Here is a 15,385-nt window from a genome sequence, read left to right as displayed (position 1 = left end):
TATGAATGCTGATGTATCAGCTTTTGCCCATAAACTGCGTACTCGTGTTTGTGGGTTGATGGTGTATTCAGGTGCGATATTGCTTACCCAAATCCATTCTCCAGTTACGGATGAGCAGCTTTGGATGCCACCGGGAGGGGGAATTGATTTTGGAGAAACAATGACAGACTGTTTAAAACGGGAATTCCGCGAGGAAACCAATTTGGAAATTGAAGTTGGCGAGTTATTGCACCTTAATGAATTGGTATCACCTCCCTTTCACGCAGTGGAGTGTTATTTTGAGGTCAAAAAGAAAAGTGGTAGTCCCAAGCTTGGTTATGACCCTGAACTGGAGAAAAATGAGCAGCTGTTGCATAAGCTGAAGTGGATTCCTCTCGCGGAACTGGAAAATATTGATTGGGCACCCCAGAGTTTAGAAGACAAGTTAAAGAATTGGGAGAAACGGTACACTTATCCTGTATTCACTGGTACATCAAAGATCTAAATGAATACATTTTTTATCCTAATTTGATTGTCATAAATTTAGAGGCTTAAATTCTAACGAATTCTTTCCCATGTCTACCTTGCGATCTTCTTTAGTCCTGTTCCTATTTTGTGTATTAGCTATTTCTTCTTGTCAGAAAAACAATAAGGCAGAAAAAACGGTTATAAAAAATGTACAAGGATATACTTTTTATAACGGCGAGCTCAAAGCGTTTTCTGCAATAGCATTTGAAAACGGTAAGGTTATTGATGTATATAGTGACGCCTCATCTGTGGAAATGGAAACCGCCAAAGTAATTGACGGGGAGGGCCAAATTATGTTGCCCGGACTTATTGATGCCCATGGACATGTGATGGGGTTGGGTTTTCAGCAGATGAATGCTGACCTTACAGGAACCCAATCGTTAAAAGAAACTCTCGCTCGCGTTGACGATTATACAACTAAATATACTGATATAAATTGGGTAAAGGGGCGCGGCTGGAACCATACGCATTGGAATATTGGTCGGTTCCCAACGGCTGATGAGCTTGATAAAATAGAGCATGAACGTCCTGTATGGTTAACACGTGTCGATGGCCATGCTGGCTGGGCAAACTCCAAAGCAATGGAAAAGGCTGGGATTACTGCAGATACGAAAGCACCCAAAGGGGGTAAAATTATTCGTGATAAAAATGGAAAGCCAACCGGTGTATTCGTGGATGCCGCTATGAGTCTTATCGAATCTGAAATTCCCGAGCCTACTGATGAAGAAAGAAGGCTCGCTTTTGAAAAGGCGCTGCAACAGATGCGCAGTCATGGATTAACAGGAGCGCATGATGCCGGAGTATCTGTAGAGGCATGGAATCTATATAAGGATTTTGCTGATAATGGGAAGTTAACGACTCGTATATATGCCATGATAAGTGATGATGGCAATACCTTTGATACCTTGTCAGAAATTGGTCCTCTAAGTTCTTACGCTAATGATAAACTAGCACTACGAAGTGTAAAGCTCTATGCCGATGGTGCACTGGGAAGTCGTGGGGCAGCTATGATCGAGCCTTATTCTGATGACCCAAATAACAAAGGATTATTATTTGTATCAGAAGAGGAACTGACTGATAGGATTTCAAAAATAGCATCCGCTGGATACCAGGCAAATGTTCATGCTATTGGAGATCGTGCCAATAGAGTGGCACTCAATAGTTTTGATAATGTGAAAGACAGCCTTGGCGAACAGGGACTTCGACACCGTATTGAACACGCTCAGATTGTATCTCTCAATGATATACCTCGCTTTAAAGAGTTGGATATTATCGCTTCTATGCAGCCCACTCATGCTACAAGTGATATGAATATGGCCGAAGATCGTGTTGGTCCTGAACGTATTAAAGGAGGGTATGCATGGCAAACCTTTTGGGAGCAAGGAACAGTAGTTGCATCGGGATCTGACTTTCCGGTAGAAAATGTAAATCCTTTTTACGGTTTATATTCCGCTATTAGCCGTCAAGATCACCAGGGAAATCCTGAAGGAGGCTGGTATCCTTCTGAACGTTTGAGTAGGGTTCAGGCTCTCAAATCATTTACAATAAATGCTGCATATGCGGGGCATCAAGAAGATGTGCTAGGTAGTTTGGAACCCGGGAAATGGGCCGACTTTATTATCATTGATCGAGATATTTTTGAAGTTCCTGCCATAGAAATATGGCAGACCGAAGTGTTAGAAAGCTGGGTTGCCGGCGAACAAGTATACAAAGCAGAACAGTAATTTTTGGTGATCTAATTTTTATATGAAAATACGTTTAGGCCAACTTAATACAACTGTTGGTGATCTCGAAGGGAATTTCGAGCTCATCAAAAAGGCCATGATAGATGCAGAAAATGCGGATGTAGACTTGTTAGTACTTCCTGAACTGGTTGTTCCCGGATATCCTCCGATGGATCTTGTAGAACGTTCCCAGTTTTTGGAGTCCGTTTATAAAGCTAATGAAGGTGTTATTGATCTCACTAAAGATAGATCAGCAATACTATTTGGTACCCTAACAGCAAATGCTGGCGATAGCGGACGCAAATGTTTTAATAGCGCAATACTTGCTGAAGATGGTGAGCTTGTGGCAACCGTTAATAAAGCATTGCTCCCTACTTACGATGTTTATGATGAATTGCGATATTTTGAGCCCAGTACCAATTTTGAGTGCATCGAATTCAATGGTAGAAAGCTGGGAATAACAGTTTGCGAAGATATTTGGCATAATTTTGAGCTTTCGTATCTCAGCTATGATGTAAACCCTGTAGAAGAGTTGGCAGAAGCAGGAGCTGAAGCGATACTCAATGTTTCGGCCTCACCCTATACCCGGAATAAGCCTGAAAAGCGCAAAAAAATGCTGCAACAACATGCTCAAGAATGGGGCATTCCGATATTTTATGCTAACCAGGTAGGGGGCAATACAGAACTTGTTTCTGATGGTGATTCAATGGCTATTGATGGAGAAGGAGAACTTGTGGCACGTTGTAACCTGTTTAGAGCTGATTATGTAGATCTCCAGTGGGAAGAGGATGCGTCAGCCCTACAAGCAAAATCTGATAGTAGTTCGTCAGTGCCTAAGCCAATTGCACAGATGTTTGAAGGTATAAAGGTAGGGCTTCAGGACTATCTGAAGAAAACGGGTATTTCCGATAAGGTAGTACTAGGACTGAGCGGCGGAATTGATTCTGCATTGGTGGCGACAATAGCTGCTGAGGCATTGGGAAAAGATAATGTTGTAGGTATCACGATGCCATCAGAATTTTCGTCTGTGGGGAGTATAAGTGATTCTGAAGAACTGGCTGGTGATTTGGGCATTACTTGTCATGAGCTACCGATCGGGGATATCTATGACCAATTTAATGAGTCTTTGAGTCCCTATTTTGATGGGACTCCTTTTGGAGTAGCTGAAGAAAATTTACAACCTCGTATTCGTGGTACGTTATTGATGGCTTATTCTAATAAGTTTGGACATATGCTGTTAAATACCGGCAATAAATCGGAGTTAGCCACAGGTTATTGTACATTATATGGGGATATGGCCGGGGGATTGGGTGTTATTGCTGATCTCTATAAAACAGAAGTATATGAGATGGCTCATTGGCTGAATAATGAGTATTTTGATGAGGTGATTATCCCAAAGAGTATTTTGGAAAAACCGCCAAGTGCAGAGCTTCGTCCCGGTCAAAGCGATGCGGATAGTTTGCCGGAATATGAAATTCTGGATGCTATTTTAAAGGCTTATATTGAAGACCAAGACTCGCTTGAAGAGATTGTTAGTCGAGGTTATGATAAGGGGCTTGTTAAACAAATTCTTATCTTGGTCGATAATATGGAGTATAAACGCTTTCAGGCAGCACCGGTTTTAAAAATGAGCGATAAAGCTTTTGGCACCGGAAGAAGGGTGCCTATAGTACAAGGCTGGACCAAAAATCGATAGTAAATTTTTTTATGCTAAAATAGCGTTGTATTCGTTAATTTGTTTCGGTGAGGTCTGGGGGAGCTTTCACTAAAGCGATATATCATAAAGCATTGTACATCTTAATCTATTAAGACTGAAATTTCTATGCAGAAGAAGCTACATTTATTTTTAATTTTATTTTTTGTTGTCGGTGTTTCTTCGGGGATTGCACAACAAGAAGATACTACGACTATTCAAATTAAAGAGGTTGAAATTCCAGCAAAGCTGTTGCCTTATGATAACCCTATGGTGTCGGAAGATGAAGCGTTTTCTGCCTCTGGTGAGCCAGCAAAACAGAAACTGGACAACTTTGAAAAAGATGTAATGCGTCGCATTTCTGATATATATCGCACACATGTAAATGCTGTAGAGGCACAAGTTCAGGATGATCCCCTAAGTGCAGAAAAGCATATTAAAGATGCTCTTAACTCTTTGCAGGAACTGCTGGATACCTATCCCGAGGTTCAGTCGAATCCTCGTTTTAGTGAGCTGTACCGATCAGTAATGACTGAATACCGCGAATTTTATGGAATTAAAGATACCTTTAAAGAGGAAGAGGGGGAGATTTTTGCGATTCAAGAAGAATTATTTTCGGATAATGATGAGTGGGTAAAAGAAGAGTATGTGCTACCCAAAAATATTACTACTCCTAAAACAGAAGTACCCCTTGTGCAAAATAGGCAGGTAAATCGTCACCTGATGTATTTTACCCTTAAACGACCGGAGGTTATGGAATCGTGGTTGCAGCGGAAAGAGAAGTATTTTCCAATGATGCGTCAAGTTTTTGAAGAAGAAGGCTTGCCTACCGAACTTATTCACCTTGCTATGGTAGAAAGCGGTTTGAATCCACGTGCAAGAAGTTGGGCAGCGGCAGTGGGAATGTGGCAATTTATCCGTGCTACCGGTTCTATGTATGGTTTAGAAGTGAACTGGTGGATTGATGAACGACGTGATCCAGAAAAAGCAACCCGTGCTGCAGCCCGGCACCTGAAAGACCTGTATAATATTTGGGGCGATTGGCATTTGGCTATGGCTAATTATAATATTAGTCCACGGGGGTTAAAGCGAGCAATTCGTGCTGCAGGAAAAGAAGACTATTGGGCCGCCTACCCTTATCTTCCCCGAGAGACACAGGGATATATTCCGGGTTTTATTGCAGCTACTATGATCAATATGAACCCTACAGAGTTTGGATTCAAAGAAGAGTACAAGAATGAGGAGTATAATTACAAGGTTTACGAAGTAGCTCCACTAATGCCGTTAGATGCGTTAGCTGATGCCGCTGGAATCAGTACGGATAAGCTGAAGGAGTATAATCCAGAATTATTGAGGTGGGCAACACCTCCCGGAAATAACTATCCTCTGAAACTACCGGTAGGAACTAAACAACGATTCGCATCCAACTATGAGGATATACCTAAAAATAAGCGTAGCCAAAACGTAGCTATGCACACCGTAAATAGCGGAGAAACGTTGGGATATATTGCCCAAAAATATGGAACTTCGGTTAGAGCACTTTACGAGAGTAATGAACGTTTATCCAGTACTATCTATCCTGGTCAGAAAATTGTTGTTCCTCTTGCTCCAGGAAGTAATGAACAACTTGCCGTAAATCGACCGACCAATCAGCCACGAGGTAAAACCTCTACCAAAAGTAAACAACGTTCAAAATCAAAAGCGCCGGCTAATTCTGCTACTCTTAGCTACGAAGTTAAAAGCGGCGATACCGTAGGACATATTGCAGAGTGGTATGATGTTAGGGCATGGCAAATTCGCTCATGGAATGGTACTTCAAATGTTATCAGGGCTGGAGAAGACATCACAGTATATGTTCCGAAATCGAAAAAAGCGTATTATAGTCAGGTAAATACGATGTCGTTTAGTAAAAAGCAGCAGATTGAACGAGAACAGCGATCGGGTAAAGACGTAACGGAAGCTTACTTAGCTTCGGCATCTGATTCTGGAGAAACGATACAGTACACCGTTCGAAGTAATGATACTCTTATTGAGATCGCAAATTCTTTTGGGGTGTCTGTAAACCAAATAAAACGTCTTAATAATTTGAATAACTCCAGAATTTATGTGGGACAAAAGTTGAATATAAAGCCTGAATAGAACGGTTATTTATGAGGAAATGGGAAAAAATTATAGCCGGAAGTGTGCTGGCGATTACTTCACTGGTATTGGTGGGAGTCGTACGTAATCCGGATATCTATTTCCTCATCAAAAAAAACTTTACCATTTTTAGCGAGGTTTATCGTGAGGTTTCATTGCACTATGTGGATGAAGTTGATCCTGAGAAGCTGATGCGCAAAGGCATCAATGCAATGCTTAAATCTTTGGATCCATATACCATATTGATTGATGAAGCTGATAATCAAAATATGGAAATAATGACCCGGGGTAGTTATGGTGGAGTTGGAATGGATGTGGGCTACAGGGGAGATAAAATAGTAGTTATTGCTCCGATGGAAGGGTATTCAGCTCATAATAAAGGAATACGAACAGGAGACGTAATTACGGCTGTTGATGGTATTCCGGTTAATAGTTTAAGTCCGGAGGAGGTACGTAACTTGACAACCGGTGAGCCGGGAACTGCGGTTACAATGACTATTGATCGGTATGGAATTGATCACCCGTTAAAGTTTGAGCTGACACGCCAACGCATTGAAATTAAAAGTGTATCTTATTTTGGTTTTGTAGGTGCAAAAAAAAGAGTTGGCTATGTCTTACTAAATCGATTTTCTCAAAATGCAGCTAATGAAGTGCAAGATGCTGTTGAACAATTAAAGGCTGAAAAAGAACTTCAGGGTTTAGTTTTGGACCTAAGAAATAATCCGGGAGGATTGTTGGATCAGGCTGTACAGTTGGTAGATAAATTTGTGCCACAAGGTAAAACAGTGGTCGAAACACGAGGACGATTAAGCCAGCATAATAATAGTTTTAAATCGAAGGAAACTCCATTGCTTCCCAATTTGCCGGTTGTGGTACTGCAAAATGGAGGGAGTGCGAGTGCCTCTGAAATTGTGGCTGGAGCTATGCAGGATCTGGATCGGGCCGTTATTATGGGGGAGCAAAGCTTTGGAAAAGGGTTGGTACAGGTTGTACGCCCGTTATCGTATAATACTTCTTTAAAGTTGACAACTTCTCGATATTATATTCCAAGTGGTAGAAGTATTCAATCAGTTACCTATACCCATGATGAAAATAATAGTGCAGTAAGTAAGCCAGATTCTATTCGGAAAAAATTTAAAACAAAGAATGGACGTACTGTATATGATGGGGATGGGATTGCACCAGATATCCAGATTTCTGAAGAAAGCCCAACATTGTTACAGACTTCATTGATGCAGCAGAATATGTTTTTTGAGTTTGCCAATAAGTATGCAGCGAATCATGACTCTTTGAAAGACCAGATGGGATCTGATGAATTGCTTTTGGAATTTAAGAGTTTCGTAGATCAGCAAGGTTTTGAATACGAAACACCTTCAGAAAACCATTTAGCAAAGATTGATTCTTCGCTAAACAAAACTCAAATGAAAAATGAGCATGTCGCTGCATTACAGAAACAAATTGAATTGCGTAAAAAAGAGGCATTTACTCAGCAGCGTAATGCAATCAATAAACTGCTTTATCAAGAACTTGTTGCTCGATACAAAGGTAAAAAGGGACAGCATTTAGCTTCATTGCCCTATGATAGAGTTGTAAATAAAGCGGTAGAAGTGTTGTTGGATTCGAGTCATTATAACAAAATCTTATCTGTTTCTAATTAGTGGCAAAAGCAGACTTACATATACATACAGTAGCATCTGACGGACATATGCAACCTGAAGATGTGGTTCGCAATGCCAAGCGCCACAAGCTTGATATTATTTCTATTACTGACCATGATACTATTCGTGGTTATCAAAAAGCTAAAGAAAAGGCCCAAGAGCTTGATATAGAACTGATACCTGGCGCAGAAATTACATCAGACTTCAATGGGCGTGAATGCCATTTACTTGCCTATTGCTTTGATCCGGACCACCAAGAAATAAAAAGATTAGTTGCCCGACACTATCATTCACGTTTAAAGCGTGGAAAGTGGATTTTAAACGAGTTATCCAAAGAGGGTATCCTTATTGATATTGATGAAGTAAAGGCTGAGGCTAACGGTGGAAATATTGGACGCCCCCATATAGCCGCTGTACTGATTAATAAAGGATATGTCGCCTCATTTAAAGAGGCATTCATTCGATATTTGAGTGATGAATCACTGGGTACTATTGAAAACGAATATTATACTCATCATGAAGTGATTGAGACGGTCAAAAAAGCAGGTGGGGCCGTTATCGTAGCACATCCTGGTAATTTGTACAATAAAGATGAGCTGGCAGAATTAGTTGAGGCAGGTGTAGATGGAATTGAGTATATCCATCCTAGTCACAGTTACAAGACCCAAAAATGGGTTGAGGCATTTGCTGATGAGCATAACTTGCTAAAAACCGGGGGTAGCGATTTTCATGGCGGAGATAAGGAGTATCAAAAGTTTTTTGGAGTAGTCACAATAAATGCTAAGTATGTGCATCGCCTTAAGCGAATGACAGATCAGCGCAAAAAGATATCAGTCCAAGGTTTATGAGTTACCAAGAACTAGTTGGGAATACAGACGATACCGATGTAAAAGTAGGTATTGTTGTAGCGAAATGGAATTCATTTATAACTGATGAGCTGTTGCAAGGAGCACTTCATGCTTTCAACAGTAAGGGGGTTAATGAAAACGATATTATCGTTGCACGCTGTCCCGGTGCTTATGAAATTCCATTTACAACGCGAAAACTATTGGAAAAGGTCGACGGTGTGGTTACCTTGGGCGCTGTTATACAAGGCGATACCCCGCATTTTGACTATGTTTGCGATGCGGTAAACCGGGGTGTGACCGATTTAAATATGATGGGTAATAAGCCGGTGGTCTTTGGCGTTCTTACAACGGATACTGTGGAACAAGCCCAAGAACGATGTGGGCTTCATGGTGATAAGGGAAACAAAGGTAGTGAAGCAGCGTTAGCCCTATTGGAAATGATATCTCTTGGTAAGTCTCTCAATCAATTATAATACTTTAGAGCTTGAAATAACGGGTATAATACTCTAATATTGATAGCTTAATAAACCAGTTGTATTTTATATTGGAACCAATTTCACTGACAAATAACGAACAGAATAGTCGCGACAAAGAGTTGCAGGCTGCCCTTAGCGAACAGGGGGAGGTCCCTCAACATATTGCTATTATTATGGATGGTAATGGGCGCTGGGCTAAGAGTCGTGGAAATATTCGTTCATATGGTCATAAAGCTGGTGTCGACTCTGTCCGAGATATAACCGAAGCGTGTGCACAAATCGGCGTCAAATATTTAACATTGTATGCATTTTCGACTGAAAATTGGGGACGTCCTAAAATTGAGGTAAATGCGCTGATGCGCTTATTGGCCAGTTCATTGCGCAAAGAAGCTGAAAACCTGAAAGAAAACAATATCAAACTGGAAACAATTGGTCAGATTGGTCGCTTTCCTAAAAAGTGTCAGCGTGAATTGCAGGAAGCGATTGATTTAACAAAAGATAATGATCGGCTTCATTTATGTTTGGCACTTAGCTATTCGGGACGATGGGATATTACAGAAGCAGTAAAAAAGATGGCTCATCGTGTTAAAGATGGTGATATAGACCCTGCTGATATTGATGATGAGATGATAGGGGCCCACTTATCAACAGCTGATATTCCCGATCCGGAATTGATCATTCGTACCAGTGGTGAATATCGCATTAGTAACTTTTTACTTTGGCAGTTGGCTTATTCGGAATTATATATAACGGAAACGTTCTGGCCGGACTTTCGTCGCGATGAACTATATAAGGCTATCCAATCTTTTCAAGAACGTGATCGTAGATTTGGTAAACTTTCTGATGATACACAAAAAAAATCCATGAATCGATACGTTCAAGAGCTGACATCTTAACCTTCTCATTCAAATAACGTAAGCTCCATTTTGTTTCAAGAATTAACTCACGTGAAAAAAATACTTTTTGCACTACTTGTTTTAGGCTTTTTAGTTGAACCTGCCGTAGCACAGGATACTACTTCTGATTCTACAAAGTCTATTAATATTGAAAATCCCATGAATGTCACCCCTCAACAGCTCGAGGTCTTGGGCGTTGAGGTTGAAGGGCTTACAACCTCTCGAGAAGAGTTTGTGATTGGAACTAGTGGGCTACAGAAGGGTACCCAAATTACGGTTCCTGGTGAAGACATTAGCAATGCCATTACAAGTCTTTACCGCACCGGACTTTTTTCTAATATTGAGATTGTAGAGTTGGAAAGGGAGCCTGGAGGTATTTATCTGAAGATTATTGTGCAAGAACAACCTCGCCTTGCTGAATATGAGATTTATGGGGTAAAAAAATCTGAGAGAAAAGATCTGCGAGAAAAAATTACGCTTTTGAAAGGCTATGCAGTAACAGAATCTTCTCTTGAACAGGCAAAAAATACAATTCGCAGGTATTACAAGGGGGAAGGGCACTGGAATATCAGCGTTGATGTCAAAAAAACAAGAACGGATACTGTCAGAAACAGAGTTACCGTTGCATTTAATATTGACGCCGGAGAGCGTTTGGAAATCAAAGATATATCCTTTGAGGGGAACGAAAAGTTTAGTGACAGAAAGCTGCGAAAGGCATTAGGTTCTATTAAAGAAGATAGATGGTGGAAGTTTTTTTCTAAAAAACTGTTCAAAGAAGATGAATTTAAGACGGCAAAAGATAATTTAAGAGCGTTTTATGGAGAGCACGGCTTTCTTGATTTCCGAGTCATTTCTGATTCCGTCTATACATTTCCATACACCCAACGACGACTGTTTGTTTTAAAGACACCGGCAAGGGGAATTAAAGTAAAGCTCAAGGTCGAAGAAGGGCCCCAGTATAAAGTTCGTAATATTAGTTGGGAAGGGAATACCGTTTATACTGATGAGCAGTTAACACAAACCTTAGGATTTGAAAAAGGAGAAGTATTTAATCAGAAAAAGTTTCAGAAACGGTTAGAGATTAATCAGAAAGGCCCGGATGTTACAAGTCTTTATCAAGATATTGGGTATCTGTTTTTTCGGGTTCAAGAGAATATTGAAGTCGTTGCCGAAGATTCTGTTGATCTACATATGAATATTTATGAAGATGAAATTGCTTATGTAGAAAAGGTTTCATTTACAGGTAATACGAAGACTCATGATGATATAATACGCCGGACACTCCGTACCGTTCCTGGCGACAAGTATAGTAGACAAAATATTATACGATCCATTCGTGAGTTAGGTCAACTTGGTTATTTTCGCCAACAGTCTATTGAACCGAACTTGTCTCCCGATAGAGAAAATAATACTGTAGACATCTCATATAGCTTAGATGAATCTCAAAGTACTGATAATTTTGAGTTTTCTGGTGGTTTTGGCGGGCAGGGGATTGGTTTAATTCTTTCTGCAAAACTGAATTTTAATAACTTTTCGATGCAGCGGGCTCTAAATGGTGAAGGATGGAATCCTATTCCTTCGGGCGACGGTCAGAAGCTGTCGTTGGGTGTGCAGGTAACTGGCCAGGGATATCAGAGTTATAGCGTTGGTTTTCAAGAACCTTGGCTTGCCGGTCATCCTTTGTCGCTGGGAGTTAATATGAGCTATGATCGTATTCGGTATCGCGGAAGTAATCAGCAAAATGAGATGTTTTCCAGCAGTGTCTCATTAGGAAGACGTTTGAAATGGCCGGATGATTATTTTACGCATCAAACAGTGTTGTCATATCAGCTCTATGATGTTGCAAATGCCTCATTTTTAGCAGAAGGTACATCCAGCATAATGAGTATTAAGCAGATATTGGAACGCAATTCTACAGATAATAAAATATCTCCGACAAAAGGGTCTAAATTGCGTTTATCAGGAGAACTTGCGCCCCCATTACCTGGTTTTTCTCAGTATTATAAGTTGAAATCAAGTTATCAGAATCACACAACATTGGTAGGGAAACTGGTGTTAACAAACACTGTTGAGTATGGTTATTTAGGTTACTTGGGGCAAGGACAACGAAGTGATTTCCAACGGTTCAAGTTAGGAGGAACACAGTTACAGCAGCGCCAAAGTTTCCTTGACGATAACATTGATTTGCGAGGTTTCCCTGGCGGACGGTCCGGTTCTATTACTCCGTACGTAAATGGTGAAGCAGTGGGAGGTCGCTTATATAGCAAATATTCTTTAGAGCTTAGATACCCTGCAGTTACAGAACAACAGGCTCAAGTTTATCCATATGCCTTTTTTGACGCCGGGAATACCCATTTGGATTTTGATGAGTTCAAACCGTTTGAATTAAAACGGGCAGCAGGTTTTGGAACCAGGATCTTCCTCCCCATACTTGGATTAGTTGATCTAAGTTATGGATACAGGTTAGACGGTATCCAAGTACCGGGTAATCCTGTTGAGGCTGGTCAGTGGCAGTTCCTCTTTAATATAGGTGCTCCATTCTAATGGTGAAAAGAGTAACATATCAACTTATATTCTTTTGTTTGATTGTACTATTTGCTGTGCAATCTGCAACAGCCCAGCAACAGAAAATTGGCTATATCGATACTGACTATATTTTATCTCAAATGTCTGAGTATGAAGGAATACAGCAGCAACTTGAATCAATAAGTTCTGAATGGAACGCCAGACTGGAAAAGATGAAGAATGAAGTTGAACAATTGAAAGAGGATTTTGCGGCTAAAGAGATACTCTATACGGATAAGCTGCGCAAAGAGAAAAAGCAAGAAATTGAAGCGAAGATGAAGCAACGCCAACAGTTTCTTGATCAAAAATTTGGAGCTGAAGGGGAATATTTTAGAAAACAGAAAGAACTTTTAGAGCCTATTCAGCGAAAGATTTTTAATGCTGTTAATAGCGTTGCTCAACGCAAAAATTTCGACTTCATATTTGATAAAGCACAAAAATCAGATATGATCTATAGTGCTCAAGAATGGAATTTAAATAAGGAGGTACTAGAAGAGCTTGGTGTTACGTTAAATGAGTCCAGCAATTGACAAAAATTGTTGTTATAATCAAAACGCTTTAATAAGAAGAACCAAAACAAGAATTTGATCAATGTTTAAAAAGTTATTCAGTTCTACACTCGTATTTCTTTTTGCTATCAGTGTTACTGCTTTTGCCCAACCCCAAATTGGGTATATGAATACCCAAGAAGTAATTAGCAATGTTCCGGAACGCTCTGATGTTCAAGAAGAATTAAACTCTTTCATCCAACAAAAACGCCAGGAACTTGAGCAGCAAACAGCAGCCTTTCAGGATTCTGTAGCTGAATACCAGCAAAACAAATCTGCACTGTCTGAACAAGAAGTCAAAGAAACAGAACAAAGACTTTCACAAATGCAGGCATCAATGCAGCAGTTCCAGCAAGCGATTCAGCAGCAAATTCAGCAAAAAAGGTCTGAACTTTTACAACCAATTTATAACCGAATGAATGAAGCTATTGATACAGTAGCTGAAGAAAAAGATCTCGATTTCGTACTTAACGAGACAACAAGTACTGGTGAGAAATTGGTTTACTTTTCTTCAAAAACGAAATTGGATATTACCGACGAAGTGCTCGCACAAATGAAAGCAATATCTGCTAAGAACTAACTGAAAACTGATTATAATTATGTTAAAACGACTACTATCAATATCTTTAATTTGTCTATTTGCCGTTAGCATTACCGGCATTTCTACTGCTAATGCTCAGCAAGATGATCTTACCATAGGATATGTTGATCCGCAGCTCATCTTAAACAAGATGCCACAAATGAAGGCTGTACAACAACGCCTCCAGAACTTTGTTGAGAAAAAAAGAAATGAGCTTGCCAATAAGCAGCAAGATTTCCAACAACAAGTCTCAGAGTACCAGCAAAAGGAGTCTGTTATCTCTGAATCTGCTAAAAGGAAAGAAGAAGAGCGATTGGGTAAATTAAATGCAGAACTGCAGCAGTTCCAGCAAAGCATTCAACAACAAGTTCAGCAAAAGCAACAAGAGCTTGTAAGCCCGCTACTTGATCAGATCGATACTGCTATTAGCACTGTAGCTGCCAATAGAGGGTTAACTTATGTGATTAATAAAACCACTAGTCAGGGTGATCGTATCGTTCTTTACACTTCTGCAGATGCAGAAAGCAAATATAATATTACAGAAGAAGTAATGGAAGAACTTGATATGTAATATCTTCTTCTTGATATGAATGTTTTTAAAAGGCAGTCAGTTTTGGCTGCCTTTTTTTATTTAAATCGCCGTTTACGGTTTTGAATGTAGTCTTCAAAAAGATATTCCCCAAGGGTGTCAAGCGAAGCAAAGTAGGCCCGTCCTTTGTTTGCTTCTGTTAATTCTCTAACAAAGTTTTGAAGGTATGGATCACGGGCAATCATGAATGTTGTTATGTTAATGTTATCACGTCTGCACTTAACAGCTTCATCTAACACCTTATTAACGATTTTACGATCCAGTCCGAAACTGTTTTTATAGATTTCTCCATTTTCAATGATGCATGATGGTTTACCATCTGTAATCATAAATATTTGTTTGTTCGCATACTTTCGGCGATGTAAAATGTGGCGGGCTAATTGAAGAGCCTGTTTCGTATTTGTATGGTAGGGACCTGCTTTAAGATAGGGTAGGTCTTCGATATTTACTTTCCAGGCTTCATTGCCAAAGGCAACAATATCAAGAGAATCTTTGGCATATTTATTCAGGATGAGCTCAGAAAGAGCCATTGCCACCTTTTTTGCAGGAGTAATTCGGTCTTCACCGTAAAGTATCATTGAATGGCTTAAGTCAATGAGGAGGACTGTTGCAACCGAGGTATAGTGATCGGTGTCGTGAACCCTAATATCGCCTTCTCTCAGCTCCAGTTTTTCAATGTTGCTATGCTTCAGCATATTCATCATTGTACTATGACTGTCAATATTTGTTATGTCATCTCCCTGATGCCATTTTCGCGTTTCAGGCTGTCGTTCAAGGCCTCGACCAGTATGATCTGTTTGATGGCTGCCGAATTCGCCTTTTTTTAAATTATCAAATATCTCTTCAAGTGAACGACGTCGTAAACTACGCTCTGTTTTTCGAGTCATCTGCAATGTGTTCTGCGCAGGATTTCTTTCTAGATATCCCCGTTCTTCCAACTCTTTAATAAAATCTCCAATACCATAATCATCAAAATCATCAGTTAGGCCATACTCATTATCAAGCTGATTGAGCCACTGTAGGGCTTGCGAAACCTCACCACTAGCTATTGTTAACAGTTCCTGAAAGGTATCCCACAGGCTGTCAAAGGGCGACTGGTACTCACCTTTAGAAAATCGCTCATCCCATTGTTGGTACTTGAAATGCATAGCAAAAAGGTTGA

The 15,385-nt window shown here is 40.1% G+C and carries 13 protein-coding genes; 12 read left to right on the top strand and 1 reads right to left on the bottom strand.

The features are described 5' to 3' along the window. Position 1 precedes the first annotated feature (1 nt). The 12 genes from FCN14_RS07430 to FCN14_RS07375 all read left to right on the top strand — a co-directional run bounded on the left by FCN14_RS07430 (position 2) and on the right by FCN14_RS07375 (position 14,205). The gene (locus tag FCN14_RS07430; RefSeq protein ID WP_138430568.1) at positions 2–484 is read left to right on the top strand and encodes an NUDIX domain-containing protein; all 483 of its coding nucleotides are present in this window, start codon (positions 2–4) and stop codon (positions 482–484) included. A gap of 70 nt (positions 485–554) precedes the next feature. Beyond that, positions 555–2,231, top strand: coding sequence for an amidohydrolase (locus FCN14_RS07425; protein ID WP_138430567.1), 1,677 nt, complete (start codon positions 555–557; stop codon positions 2,229–2,231). 22 nt (positions 2,232–2,253) lie between these two features. Beyond that, positions 2,254–3,927 (top strand): NAD+ synthase, encoded by a 1,674-nt coding sequence (locus FCN14_RS07420; protein WP_138430566.1) that lies wholly within the window; start codon positions 2,254–2,256, stop codon positions 3,925–3,927. Positions 3,928–4,053: 126 nt separating this feature from the next. After that, the gene (locus tag FCN14_RS07415) at positions 4,054–6,063 is read left to right on the top strand and encodes a LysM peptidoglycan-binding domain-containing protein (RefSeq protein WP_138430565.1); all 2,010 of its coding nucleotides are present in this window, start codon (positions 4,054–4,056) and stop codon (positions 6,061–6,063) included. An 11-nt stretch (positions 6,064–6,074) separates the two neighbouring features. After that, positions 6,075–7,721, top strand: a complete 1,647-nt coding sequence (locus FCN14_RS07410; protein WP_138430564.1) for a S41 family peptidase — start codon at positions 6,075–6,077, stop codon at positions 7,719–7,721. Further along, on the top strand, positions 7,721–8,569 hold the full coding sequence (locus tag FCN14_RS07405; RefSeq protein ID WP_246043123.1) for a PHP domain-containing protein: 849 nt from the start codon (positions 7,721–7,723) through the stop codon (positions 8,567–8,569). The genes FCN14_RS07410 and FCN14_RS07405 overlap by 1 nt, the downstream gene beginning before the upstream one ends. Then, positions 8,566–9,042: a 6,7-dimethyl-8-ribityllumazine synthase gene (gene ribH, locus FCN14_RS07400; protein ID WP_138430563.1), complete on the top strand. Its 477-nt coding sequence runs from the start codon at positions 8,566–8,568 to the stop codon at positions 9,040–9,042. The genes FCN14_RS07405 and ribH overlap by 4 nt, the downstream gene beginning before the upstream one ends. Before the next feature lie 71 nt (positions 9,043–9,113). Further along, positions 9,114–9,941 carry an undecaprenyl pyrophosphate synthase gene (uppS, locus tag FCN14_RS07395; RefSeq protein ID WP_138430562.1) on the top strand — a complete coding sequence of 276 codons (828 nt, stop codon included), beginning with the start codon at positions 9,114–9,116 and terminating at the stop codon, positions 9,939–9,941. A gap of 51 nt (positions 9,942–9,992) precedes the next feature. Continuing rightward, positions 9,993–12,485, top strand: coding sequence for an outer membrane protein assembly factor BamA (bamA, locus tag FCN14_RS07390; protein ID WP_246043122.1), 2,493 nt, complete (start codon positions 9,993–9,995; stop codon positions 12,483–12,485). A 38-nt stretch (positions 12,486–12,523) separates the two neighbouring features. Continuing rightward, positions 12,524–13,036, top strand: coding sequence for an OmpH/Skp family outer membrane protein (locus FCN14_RS07385; protein WP_171032840.1), 513 nt, complete (start codon positions 12,524–12,526; stop codon positions 13,034–13,036). A gap of 61 nt (positions 13,037–13,097) precedes the next feature. Continuing rightward, positions 13,098–13,634 (top strand): OmpH/Skp family outer membrane protein, encoded by a 537-nt coding sequence (locus FCN14_RS07380; protein WP_138430560.1) that lies wholly within the window; start codon positions 13,098–13,100, stop codon positions 13,632–13,634. A gap of 19 nt (positions 13,635–13,653) precedes the next feature. Beyond that, entirely contained in the window at positions 13,654–14,205 is a 552-nt protein-coding gene (locus FCN14_RS07375) for an OmpH/Skp family outer membrane protein (RefSeq protein WP_138430559.1), read from the top strand. 56 nt (positions 14,206–14,261) lie between these two features. Here FCN14_RS07375 and FCN14_RS07370 read toward each other — a convergent pair whose 3' ends face one another. Then, positions 14,262–15,371: a vWA domain-containing protein gene (locus FCN14_RS07370; protein ID WP_138430558.1), complete on the bottom strand. Its 1,110-nt coding sequence runs from the start codon at positions 15,369–15,371 to the stop codon at positions 14,262–14,264. Positions 15,372–15,385: the final 14 nt, after the last annotated feature.

Origin of the sequence: Fodinibius saliphilus (assembly GCF_005869845.1) — a bacterium.
In the GTDB taxonomy this organism is placed as follows: Bacteria; Bacteroidota; Rhodothermia; order Balneolales; family Balneolaceae; genus Fodinibius; species Fodinibius saliphilus.
The sequence above is the reverse complement of the archived record's forward strand: the minus strand, read 5'-3'. Positions and strand labels throughout refer to the sequence as shown.